Raw genomic sequence first — 12,427 nt, 5'->3', positions numbered from 1 at the left:
GGTGTTAAGCGGTGGGGGATGCGGCGGCGTTATGCCGCTTGTTGATTCGCCGGTGTGGCAGCAGCTTGCTGTTCGCCGTTGAGCCAGACCATCTTGGCGCGCAGTTTCTTGCCCACTTCCTCGATCGGGTGCTCCAGATCGGCCTGCTTGAACTTGGTGTAGTTCGGCAGGCCGGCTTCGTATTCGGCGACCCAGTTCTTGGTGAAGGTGCCGTTCTGGATGTCGGTCAGCACGTCCTTCATGCGCGCCTTGGTGCTGGCGTCGATCACGCGCGGGCCGCTGACATAGTCGCCGTATTGTGCGGTTTCGGACACGAATTCCAGCATGCGGGTGATGCCGCCTTCGTAGAACAGGTCCACGATCAACTTCAGTTCGTGCAGTACTTCGTAATACGCGATTTCCGGCTGGTAGCCAGCTTCCACCAGCACTTCGAAACCGGCCTGTACCAGCGACGAGGCGCCACCGCACAGCACGGCCTGCTCGCCGAACAGATCGGTTTCGGTCTCTTCCTTGAACGTGGTCTTGATGATGTTGGCACGCGCGCCGCCCAGGCCGCCGGCATAGGTCAGCGCAAACTGCTCGGCCTTGCCGCTGGTGTCCTGGTACACCGCATAGATGCACGGCACGCCGCGGCCGATTTCATACTCGCGACGCACCAGCGCGCCCGGGCCCTTGGGCGCAACCAGCACCACGTCCAGATCGGCGCGCGGCTTGATCATGTCGAAATGCACGTTCAAACCATGCGCGAACAGCAGGCAGGCGCCTTGTTTCATGTTCGGTGCGATGACCTCTTCGTAGAGCTTCTTCTGCACCATGTCCGGGGTCAGGATCGCGACCAGGTCGGCGGTCTTCACCGCGTCGGACGGCGCCACCACGGTGAAGCCATCGGCCTGCGCCTTGGATTCGGTCGGGCCACCGGGACGCAGGCCGACGGTGACGTCGAAACCGGAATCGCGCAGGTTCAGCGCATGCGCGCGGCCCTGGCTGCCGTAGCCGATGATCGCGATTTTCGGTTGGGTGTCGTTGCTCATGAAGTAATCCTTGCGGGGTTGGCAGTGAGAAAGAGATCAGCTGGCAGCGCAGACGCTGGTCGGCCGAGCAAAGCGGGGATGAGCGAAAACGCTGCGCATGCAGACGCTTGCAGCAGCGCAATGGCTTGCGCTGATGGAAGACGGTGCGGCGATGTCAGTGATGTCCTTCATGTCATTCGAAACTTTTGGGGGTCCCTGAAACGCGAAACCCCGCGCCGTTGCCGGTGCGGGGTCTGATCGAAGCCTTGTGTGTCTGTTGCCTACACGAAGTCTCGTCCCGCATCGGTTGGCGAGGTAATAAGTACGAGCACGAGAAGCGACGCTGCCAACGCGCCGAAGGGCGCGGACATCAAAGCGTTCGAGGTGGTGGGGCGGTGCGGCATGGACTGAGATAACCATCGCCGCCGGTGAGGTGTCAACCCTTGCGGGTGAAACATCTGTATTGGCAGCATGCGCTTAGCGCGAAGCCGCATGGCAGCAGCATGGTTTCTGCTGAAACCGGATCGACGGCGTGTCAATAACGCCAACCTGCATCACCAACTGCGCGGTTTTATCGCCTCAGTGCGACCGGGATCGAACGCTGCGACGGAGGCCGCTGTTATGGTTGGTGTTTCATTCGTTGTGTCATGGGGGAGCTCTTGATCATGCGTCGCGTACCCGTCTTATTGGTGTCTGCTCTGGCGCTGCTTGCGCCGCCTCTTGGCGCCGCCGACCGTGTCACCGGGCAAGCCTTCGCCACCCGCTCCGAAGTGATCGCCCCGCATGCGATGGCGGCGACCTCGCAACCGCTGGCCACCCAGATCGCGTTGGATGTGATGAAAAACGGCGGTTCGGCGGTGGACGCGGCAATCGCCGCCAATGCGGCGTTGGGCTTGATGGAGCCGACCGGCAATGGGGTGGGTGGGGATCTGTTCGCCATTGTGTGGGATCCCAAGACCAGCAAGCTTTACGGCTACAACGGCTCGGGCCGCTCGCCCAAGTCGCTGACCCTGGCCGAGTTTCAGCGGCGCGGGCTGAAGGACATTCCGCCGACCGGGCCGCTGCCGGTGTCGGTACCGGGCGCGGTGGATGGCTGGTTCGCACTGCATGAGCGCTTCGGGCGCAAGCCGATGGCGCAGAACCTGGCGCCGGCGATCCGCTACGCGCGCGAAGGCCACCCGGTGGCCGAAACCATTGCCTATTACTGGGACCGCTCGGTGCCGCGGCTGTCGCAATACCCAGGCTTCAAGGAGCAGTTCACCATCGACGGGCATGCCCCGCGCAAGGGCGAGCTGTGGAAGAACCCGAACCTGGCCAACACCCTGCAGCAGATCGCCGACGGCGGCCGCGACGCGTTCTACAAGGGGCCGATCGCACGCACCATCGGCGCCTACTTCAAGGCCAATGGCGGCTACCTGAGCTACGAGGACTTGGCCAGCCATCAGGGCGAATGGGTGGAGCCGGTCAGCACCAATTACCGCGGCGTTGATGTGTGGGAGCTGCCGCCCAACAGCCAGGGTATCGCGGCGTTGCAGATGCTCAACATCCTGGAAGGCTACGATTTTTCCAAGATCCCGTTCGGCTCGGCCGAGCATGTGCATCTGTTCACCGAGGCCAAGAAGCTGGCGTTTGCCGACCGTGCGCGCTTCTATGCCGACCCTGCCTTCCAGCCGGCACCACTGGCCAGGCTGGTGTCCAAGGAGTACGCCGCCCAGCGCCGGTCGCTCATTTCCATGGACAAGGCCTTGAAGGAAGTGCAGCCCGGCACGCCCAAACAACTGGAAGAGGGCGACACCATCTACATGACCGTGGCCGATGCCGACGGCATGATGGTGTCGCTGATCCAGTCCAACTATCGCGGCATGGGCAGCGGCATGGCGCCACCGGGGCTGGGCTTCATCCTGCAGGACCGCGGCGAAATGTTCGTGTTGAAGAAGGACCACCCCAACGGCTACGCGCCGGGCAAGCGGCCGTTCCAGACCATCATCCCGGCGTTCGTCACCAAGGACGGCAAGCCGTGGTTGAGCTTTGGCGTGATGGGCGGAGCGATGCAGCCGCAGGGGCACGTGCAGATCGTGATGAACCTGGTGGACTTTCATATGAATCTGCAGGAAGCCGGCGACGCGCCGCGCATCCAGCACGAGGGCTCCACCGAGCCCACCGGGCAGGCCACCGCGATGAGCGATGGCGGTGAGGTCAATCTGGAAACCGGATTCTCCTACGACACCATTCGCGCGTTGATGCGCAAAGGCCACCGGGTGATCTTTGCCGACGGCCCGTATGGCGGCTATCAGGCGATCGCGCGCGACCCGGCCAACGGCGTGTATTACGGCGCCTCGGAAAGCCGCAAGGACGGGCAGGCCGCCGGCTACTGAGCAAGCCGCCACGGATGAGTACGCCGCTCAATTCTGTCCGCCGCGCGCCGCTAACGACACTGATGGTTTAGGAATCCCCATGAGCTCGATGCAATCGCCTGACCTGCCGTCGCACACGCGTGCGGCCCTCCTTCCCGACGCGCCGGTCGCCTTGCTGCGGCTGTCGGCGGAGGCGTGTGTGGTGGCCTGCAACCGCGCCGGCCTCGACGTGCTTGGCAAGACCGCCACTGAATTGGACGGTCTGCCGGTATCCGTGCTGTGGGGATTGAGCGCCACCGATCTGGTTGGTGACGAAGGCGTGTGGGCTGCACCGGGCGACGACCCGGCCCGGCGCGTGCGTTACGTCCGCGACCGCGAGCACGGCGGCTGGATGCTGTCGTTGCCGCATGTCGAGACCGCCATTTTGTTGCGCGAAGCCACGCGGCTGGCCGACGGTAGCCGCCCGGTGCCGATCTCCCCGCTGTTGCAGCCCTTGGTGGCGCGCCTGCAGGCCGAACACGAAGACCGCACCGTGCTGGAGCGCACCGCGCAGGCGTTGGCTGGCTGCGAACTGGAACTGCTGCTCCCGCCTGGTCTGGCAGACACCGACATGGGGCGCCGGCTGCAGGCCGGCTTCGGCAATCTGGCCGAAGCGATCCGCCAGGCAGTGGCGCTGTCGGTGCAAATCGCCGCCGAAGTCCCGCCGTTGGTGGCCGAAAACGACGAGATGGTGCGCCAGTCGCAGGCGCAAACCGAGGCGCTGGACGGTGCACGCACTGCAGTGGAGCGGCTGTCGTCTAGCCTGCAGGACGTCAATGCCGAGCTGGCCCAGGTCATCGCGCTGGCCGCCAGCGCCGATGAAAGCGCGCGGCAAGGCGTGGCCGCGGCACATGCGCTGGGCCAGGCCATGCACGAAGTGGAACGCCGCGCGGCACGTGCCGGCGAGGTCATCGAAGTCATCGACTCGGTGGCGTTTCAGACCAATATTCTGTCGATCAACGCCAGTATCGAAGCGGCGCATGCCGGCGCTGCCGGGCGCGGCTTTGCGGTGGTCGCCACCGAGATTCGCCGTCTGGCCGAACGTGCCGCTGCGGCGGCGCGCGATGTGCGCGCGATCCTGGCCGAAACCAGCGCTGCGGTCGGCGAGGGCGCGGCCTCTGCGCGCGGCACCGAGGCGGTGCTCGATGGCATCACCCGCGTGCTCGGGCAGGCCAGTAGCGCGATGACCACGGTGGCCGGGCGCATCCAGGCGCAGGACGGCGAAATTCGCGGCATCGAGCGTGCCGTGGATGGGGTGGTGGCGCTGGGCCGCAGCAATCTGCAGCACGCCGCGCACGTGGCCGAACGCAGCGAAGCGCTGGAACGCGGCACCGAAACCTTGCGCGACTGCGTGGGCCTGTTCCGCCTGCCGGCCGATCCGCTGCAGGTGCCCAGGCACGCGCGCGTCAAGGAACTCGCCGTCGCCACGGCGGGCAAGATCGGTACTGCATTGGCGCAGGCCATCGCACGTGGGCAGATCGACGAAGCGGCGTTGTTCGCGCGCGCCTACACCCCGATTGCCGGTGTGGAGCCGCCCAAGTTCAGCACCGAATTCGACGCGGTGTGCGATCACGTGCTGCCTCCGTTGCAGGAGCCCTTGCTGGATGCGCATCCGTGGATCGTGTTTGCGATCTGCGCCAATCCCGACGGCTATGTGCCTACCCACAATCTCCGTTTCACCCAGCCACTGACCGGCGACCCCAAGCGCGATCTGGTCGGCAACCGCACCAAGCGCAAGTTCTCCGACCGCGTTGGCCGCAGCGTCGGTGCACATACCGACCCATACCGCCTGCAGGTCTACCGCCGCGATACCGGCCAGATCATGTTCGATCTGTCTGCCCCGATCTTCGTCGGCCGCAAGCATTGGGGCGGCCTGCGGGTGGGCTATACGCTGGAGTGACGTGAGCTGGCGTTATTGCGGCGTGGTCGGCGTGGTGCCGCCCGCCGCTGCGGTTGTCGGCTTACCCAACTGTTTGGCCAGGAAGCCTTCTAGGGTGCGGTAAAAGGCGATCTGATTGGCGTCCTTGTAAAACCCGTGGCCTTCCTTGGGCACCGCCATCCATTCGGGCGCGTTGCCGCTACGCGTGAGCGCAGCACGCAGGCTCTTGGCCTGGGCAAAGGGCGCACGCTCGTCCTCTTCGCCGTGGACCAACAGCACGGGTGCCTTGATGCGCTCGGCCAGCGAAACCGGCGAGTGCGCGGCAAGGTCGGCTGCGTCGCGGCCGATCACGCGTTGCAGGTAATTGGTGCCGGACGCGCTCTGATTGATGTCGCCTTTGGTGTACATCATCTGCAGGTCGTAGATGCCGGCCACCCCCACCGCGCAGCGGAACAGGTCCGGCGCCTTCACCTGCACCATCATCGCCGCGTACGCGCCAAAACTGGCCCCGTAGCTGCAGATGCGCGAGCGATCGGCCAGGCCCTGGTCGATCGCCCAACGCACGCCATCCACCAGATCGTCCTGGATCTTTTCTCCCCACTGGCGGTAGCCCGCGCGTTCGAAGGCATTGCCGCGGCCGGTGCCGCCGCGATAGTTGACCTGCAGCACCAGGTAGCCGCGGCTGGCGAGAAATTGCGCATCGGTATCGAATGCCCAACCGTCGCCGTCGGCATGCGGGCCGCCATGCGGTAGCAGGATCATCGGCAGGGACGCGCCCTGGCCGGCCGCTGCCGGAACGGTCAGTACGCCGTCCAGCATCAGCCCGTCGCGGGCCTTGAACTTCACCATCCGCCGCTCGCCCATCAGTGCTGCGGGCAGGGCGCTACGGGCCTTGATGACCAGCTTGAGCGTATTGGTCGGGCGATTGAAGATGTACCAGGCGCCGGCATCGCGGTCGCTATAGGCCTTCAACAGCACGGCGCTGCCATCTTCGGTGAAGTTGACGAAATCCACGTACTGACCCGCCAAGGTCTCGCTGAGGCTGCGATGCAACTGCGCCGGTGCGCTGTCGGGCGCGACATAGCGCAGCGCGGGCCGGCCCGGTCCCAGTCGGGCCGCGAACGGTGCATAGGGTGCCGGGCTCCATTGCAGATCATCCACGTCGTAGAACGGATCGGACGCCAGTACGCTGCGCTGTTGGCCGTCCGGATCGCTGGACACCAATGCCGCCGGGCCGCCGGAGACGCTGTACCAGCCATAGACACGACCGGGCTGTTCGGCAAACGCAATCGGGCGCCAGTTGGCCTGGACCTGCGTCAGTGGCGTCCAGCCGTTGCCGTTGCGGCGGAACAGCAGCGAATTGTCGTCGTCATCGGTGCCGTAGGCGTACTGCGCCACATCATCGTTGTCGAGCACGAACCTCAGGCGCGGCACGTCGATGTCGGCCATCAGCCGGTGGGTGGTGGTGCTCGCGTCCACGTCGTACAGCATCGAATGGCGCGAATCCAGCGACAGCCGCCGCATGTAGAAGTGCCCATTACGCCGGCTCGGCAGCCCTTCGATGTAGCCGAAGCCGCGCTCCAGCCCCGCATTGCGCGTGCTTTGCTGGTAGCCGTAGACGTAGCGCTGATTGCCGCCATCCAGATCGGTGGCGATGATCTCGCCCATCGGCACAGGTTCTTCCAGCGAGCCAAGCTTGCGGCCCTTGCCGATCACCAGCCGCCGCTCGCTGACCCAGGCAATGCGCACCGGCAACTCGTAGCGCGGCAGGCGCAGCATGGTGGTGGATTGCATGTCGGCGATGCGATACACCACCAGCGCGTAGCTGCCATCCCCAAGATCGGCGCTGACCGCCAGGTGCTTGCCGTCCGGCGACATCGCGGGCGAGGAGATGGGGCCGGATTCGACGAATGCTTCCGCCGGTAGCGGCTCGGCCGCTGCGCCAGGTCCCACCGCCCCGATCAGCACTACTGCGATCCACGCACACCGTTGCATCCATTGCATTCGCGTCGTCCATCCCTGTGTTTCACGCGACGATAACGAAACGTAGCCGGCGGCTGCAAGTGGCCGATAAAAAATGCCGCCGGAGTACGGCGGCAAGGGAGAGAGAGCAGTTTTCTGGTTGTTGTGCGGCCACGCTAGCCAGCCGATGTGCCGTGAACATGTCTGGGCATGTCAACTGCACTCCTGCGTTCATCGGGCAGCTTCCACGCGGCGCGTCAGTGCGGCATCCACGCAACCGCGCATGCTGCCGGTATCGGCGATGTGGTTTAATCGCCGCCGAAGTGGGGGTACCGCAGTGCGCTGCGGTTGAGATAGTCCCTTCGAACCTGATCCGGCTCATACCGGCGTAGGGAAGCTTCGTTAGATGCGAGGGTCCGTGACTGCACGGGCACCTGAGTGTTGAGCGCCGCCGCTTCGTCCGCACTGCGACTTCTTCGCAGAGCCAGCGCCCTTGGTGCTGGTTTTCCAGCACACAGGACGAACGCCATGAATGCCGCGCCCACCGTTTTGCAACAACAAGCCCAATCGTTGTCCGAGGCTGTGACCCAGCCGATCCCCGGCTCTCGCAAGATCTTCGTTTCCGGCTCGCGTGCCGACCTGCAGGTGCCGATGCGCGAGATCGTATTGACGCGTACGCCGACGCTGTTCGGCGGCGAAGACAATGCGCCGCTCAGCGTCTACGACACCTCCGGGCCGTACACCGATCCGCAGGCGGCGATCGATCTTGCTGCCGGCCTCGCGCCGTTGCGTGCCGACTGGATTGCCGAACGTGGCGATACGGTGGCGCTGGACACCTTGAGTTCGCACTTCGGGCGCGGCCGCGAACACGATGCGCGGCTGGATGCGGTGCGCTTCCCCACACGGCGCTTGCCGCGGGTGGCGCTTGCTGGCGCCAATGTCACCCAGATGCATTACGCACGGCGTGGCATCGTCACTCCGGAGATGGAGTTCGTGGCGATCCGCGAGAACCAGCGCCTGGAGGCGGTGACCGATGCGATGCTGCGCAAGCAACATCCGGGCGAAGCGTTCGGTGCGTCGATCCAGCAACGCATCACGCCGGAATTCGTGCGCGACGAAATCGCCCGCGGCCGCGCGATCCTGCCCAACAACATCAACCACCCGGAAAGCGAACCGATGATCATCGGTCGCAATTTCCTGACCAAGATCAACGCCAATATCGGCAACAGCGCGGTGTCGTCTGGCATTGCCGAGGAAGTGGAGAAACTGGTGTGGTCGATCCGCTGGGGCGGCGACACGGTGATGGATCTTTCTACCGGCAAGCACATCCATGAAACGCGCGAGTGGATCATCCGTAACTCGCCGGTGCCGATCGGCACGGTGCCGATCTATCAGGCGCTGGAAAAAGTCGATGGTCGTGCGGAAGAACTGACCTGGGAGATCTTTCGCGACACCTTGATCGAGCAGGCAGAGCAGGGCGTGGACTACTTCACCATCCACGCCGGTGTGCTGTTGCGCTATGTGCCGCTCACTGCGAAGCGGGTGACGGGCATCGTGTCGCGTGGTGGATCGATCATGGCCAAGTGGTGTCTGGCGCACCACAAGGAGAACTTTCTCTACACGCACTTTGAAGATATCTGCCAGATCATGAAGGCCTACGACGTGGCGTTTTCGCTGGGCGATGGGTTACGTCCTGGTTGCATCGCCGATGCCAACGACGCCGCGCAGTTCGGTGAGCTGGAGACGCTGGGCGAGTTGACCAAACTCGCCTGGAAGCACGACGTGCAGACCATGATCGAAGGACCGGGTCATGTGCCGATGCAGTTGATCAAGGAAAACATGGACAAGCAGCTGCGCGAATGCGGCGAAGCGCCGTTCTACACCTTGGGGCCGTTGACCACGGACATCGCGCCCGGCTACGACCACATCACCAGCGCGATCGGCGCGGCGATGATCGGCTGGTTCGGCACCGCGATGCTCTGCTATGTCACGCCCAAGGAGCATCTGGGCCTGCCCAATCGGCAGGACGTGCGCGACGGCATCATGGCCTACAAGATTGCCGCGCATGCGGCCGATCTGGCCAAGGGACATCCAGGCGCACAGGTGCGCGACAACGCGCTGAGCAAGGCGCGCTTCGAGTTCCGTTGGGACGACCAGTTCCATCTCGGGCTGGATCCGGAAAAGGCCAAGGAATTTCACGACGAAACCCTGCCCAAGGACGCGCACAAGCTGGCGCATTTCTGTTCGATGTGCGGGCCGCACTTCTGTTCGATGAAGATCACCCAAGATGTGCGCGACTACGCGGCCGAACATGGCATGGGCGAAGAGCACGCCTTGTCGGCTGGCATGGAAGAGAAGGCCTCGCAGTTTCTGGCGCAGGGCGCGCAGGTCTATCGCGCCTCCTAGTCCGCAGACCTGCATTGGGTTGCCCGTAGCGCACGGCCCGCTTATCAAAAATTCAGCTTTGGTTGACCAGATCGCATCGCTGCGCGCAAGTGCCGCGATGCGATCGCGCTGCAAGCGGTTACAACAGATAAGGCTTTGCGGCGTTTTAGCTGAATCGCAGATAAAAAAATCGCGCCAGAAGGCGCGAAGGGAACATCGTAATTATTTGAATTCGTCGGCGAGAGAGAGAGAGCCTGACGTCGCCGCCTGTCATAGGAAGCAACGAGGCATAGAGTAAAATTTGCACCAATTGGATGCATGACACAGTTGGTCGTGGTCCTTTGCTGAATTTGGCGTTTCGCACTCAGTGCGATGCGTCTTTGTAGTCCTTGCATGCCGATGCGTGTCTTTGCCGATGAGTGTTCCTCCTGCTACTGCAATGTCATCTGGCCGGCTGCGTGTCGGGCAGTGTGTGGTCGACGTTGCCTCGCGCGAAGTGCACGCACCGGGCGCGCGGCGGGCGTTGCGATTGCCTCCCAAATCGTTGGCGGTGCTGCTGACCCTGGCACGACAGCCAGGGCAGGTGGTCACGCGCGAGCAGCTGCTCGCCGAGGTGTGGCCGGATACCCTGCCGACCAACGATGTCGTGACCCAGGCGGTGACGCAGCTGCGCAAAGCGTTTGCCAGTAGCGGCAGTCAGCGTTCCGAGTACATCGAGACGATTGCCAAGACCGGGTACCGCCTGATGGCGCCGGTGGCGTGGGAGGCGTACGCGGATGTGCCGGCGATGCAGGCGCAGACCGCATCCACGCCTGCGTCGCCTGGCGTGCAGCAGTCCATGCAGAACGCGCCGTTCGCTACAGATGCGGTGAGCACTGCGGCTGAGGCCAGTCATCGCACGCCGGAACAGGCTGCAGCGCCGTTGCCTGCTGCAGCAATGACGCCGCGCCGACGTCGCTGGATGGCACTGGCTGTGGCCAGCCTGGCGCTGGTGGTGGTACTAGGCCTTGCGGCACGCACGCTGTGGTTGCGTGCCCCGGCAACCGAGGGCGCAACGTCGGCAGCTGTTCCGGGCAGCCCCAAGCGGCCGTACCAGGTCATCACCGCAGGCGGCGGATTCGACCTAACGCCCAGCCTCTCGCCCGACGGCAGCAGGGTGGCCTACGCCTCGCTGACCAGCGATCGGCAGGGGACCTCGATCCTGATCAAGACGACCGACAACGCGTATCCGCGCGTGCTGGAAGCGCCTGCGCCCGGCATCTCGGATCGACTGCCCGCCTGGTCGCCGGATGGGCGCGAAATCGCGTTTTCCCGGCAATCGCCGGATGGAAGTTGCAGGATCATGATCGCTGCTGCGGCAGGTGAGTCTGCAGCCCGCGAGGTGGTGCGCTGCGATGGCGCGGACATGCTCAGTTTCAGCTGGTCGCCCGACGGCCGCGCGTTGTTGTTCGGCAGCATGACCGGACCGCAAGGTGCGCCCCGAATCCGGCGTCTGGATCTTGAGACCGGGCAATGGCAGGGATTGACGTACAGCGCGCAACCGACCGACTTCGACTACGCACCGCGCTATTCCCCGGACGGGCAATGGATTGTGTTTCTGCGCAATCCGCAGCTGGGCGATCTGTGGCGGATACCCGCGCAAGGCGGCAGCGCGGAGCGATTGACCCACGACAATGCCGATATCCGTGGTTGGAGCTGGTTGCCGGACGGCAGTGGCCTGATCTTCGGGCGTCGCGTAGATAGCGAAGCGCGTTTGTATCGGCTCGATCTGGTCGCTCGCAGCCTGCACGATCTGGGCGTGGACGATGCGCAGGCGCCGGACGTGGCGCACGGGCATCTGGTCTTCGTGCAGCGCAAGCCGCAATTCGGGGTGTATCAGGTCATCCACGACCCCATGAATGGTGGCTACATCCGGCGTCGCCTGTTTCCCTCCAATGGGCGCGACGATCAACCAATGATTGCGCCCGACGGGCATCAGCTCATCTTCGCGTCCAATCGCTCCGGTGCGTATGGGTTGTGGTGGGGCGATGTCACCAATCCTGGCTCGGTGCGGTTGATCGAAGGGATCCGCCCGGATGCGCGACAGGCTGCCGATTGGTCGGCCGATTCGCAGCAAGTGCTGGTCAGCGGCAGCGACGCCGATGGACACGCTGCGCTCTTTGAAGTGACTCCGAGCACCGGCAAGACGGTACGCCTGCCGGTCCCGCAAGCGCGGCCATTGCAGGCGATCCATCTTCCCGATCCCAACCGGTTGCTGGTCGTGGCCGCGGCCGACGATGGTCATACCTTTGCCACGCTATACGACCGCAGCAGCAGCCCCTGGCGCGCTTTGGCCACGCTGCAGGATGTCTCGCAACTGCGCCTGGATCGCATCAGTGGGCAGGTGCTTTTCACGCATCTGAGTGGGGCAGGGCTGTGGCAGGTTGCGCCAACCCTGGCTGCCGATACAGTGCAGCCGGTGGACGCGCAGCAACCATCGCGTTGGCGCTATCGCAGCTGGGCGCCGGGAACCCAGGGTCAGGTGCATTACCTGTCGTCCAATGACAGTTGCGCCACGCACGACAGTGCGCTCGGCGGCGGTCGCGCGCAGTGCCTGGACGCGGCGAAGTTCACCACCATCAACGGTTTCAGCCTGGATCAGCGCAGCGGTGCGATGTATGTGGCGCTGGCCGAAGAAGACGGCAGCGCGATCGCCTACATGGCATTGCCGGAGCAGCCATCGGTGTCCGTCGGCTTTATCTCCAACCTGTTGATGATGTTGAGAAAAATAGCCTCGTAACTCCTTCGGAAAGGCTTCG

Annotated in this window: 6 protein-coding genes and 1 riboswitch; of the genes, 4 read left to right on the top strand and 2 right to left on the bottom strand. The window is 64.3% G+C overall.

The window, feature by feature from the left end; genetic code table 11:
- Positions 1-29: 29 nt before the first annotated feature.
- Positions 30-1,031, bottom strand: a complete 1,002-nt coding sequence (ilvC, locus tag ABQU90_RS10365; protein ID WP_055848443.1) for a ketol-acid reductoisomerase — start codon at positions 1,029-1,031, stop codon at positions 30-32.
- A gap of 644 nt (positions 1,032-1,675) precedes the next feature.
- Between ilvC and ggt the strand changes: the two genes are divergently transcribed.
- Together ggt and ABQU90_RS10355 are read left to right on the top strand one after the other, a co-directional pair.
- Positions 1,676-3,385, top strand: coding sequence for a gamma-glutamyltransferase (ggt, locus tag ABQU90_RS10360; protein ID WP_323522203.1), 1,710 nt, complete (start codon positions 1,676-1,678; stop codon positions 3,383-3,385).
- Between the two features lie 79 nt (positions 3,386-3,464).
- Positions 3,465-5,303: a methyl-accepting chemotaxis protein gene (locus ABQU90_RS10355; protein ID WP_323522204.1), complete on the top strand. Its 1,839-nt coding sequence runs from the start codon at positions 3,465-3,467 to the stop codon at positions 5,301-5,303.
- Between the two features lie 12 nt (positions 5,304-5,315).
- Here ABQU90_RS10355 and ABQU90_RS10350 read toward each other — a convergent pair whose 3' ends face one another.
- On the bottom strand, positions 5,316-7,286 hold the full coding sequence (locus ABQU90_RS10350; RefSeq protein ID WP_323522205.1) for a S9 family peptidase: 1,971 nt from the start codon (positions 7,284-7,286) through the stop codon (positions 5,316-5,318).
- 273 nt (positions 7,287-7,559) lie between these two features.
- A riboswitch (TPP riboswitch) is annotated at positions 7,560-7,657 on the top strand.
- A 115-nt stretch (positions 7,658-7,772) separates the two neighbouring features.
- Here ABQU90_RS10350 and thiC point away from each other — a divergent pair.
- Positions 7,773-9,650 (top strand): phosphomethylpyrimidine synthase ThiC, encoded by a 1,878-nt coding sequence (gene thiC, locus ABQU90_RS10345; protein ID WP_323522206.1) that lies wholly within the window; start codon positions 7,773-7,775, stop codon positions 9,648-9,650.
- A gap of 418 nt (positions 9,651-10,068) precedes the next feature.
- Positions 10,069-12,408 carry a winged helix-turn-helix domain-containing protein gene (locus ABQU90_RS10340; RefSeq protein WP_323522207.1) on the top strand — a complete coding sequence of 780 codons (2,340 nt, stop codon included), beginning with the start codon at positions 10,069-10,071 and terminating at the stop codon, positions 12,406-12,408.
- Positions 12,409-12,427: the final 19 nt, after the last annotated feature.

The organism is Xanthomonas sp. WHRI 10207 (genome assembly GCF_040202975.1).
Classification (GTDB): domain Bacteria; phylum Pseudomonadota; class Gammaproteobacteria; order Xanthomonadales; family Xanthomonadaceae; genus Xanthomonas.
Note: the sequence above shows the minus strand (reverse complement) of the source record. Positions and strands in the feature narration are given on the sequence as shown.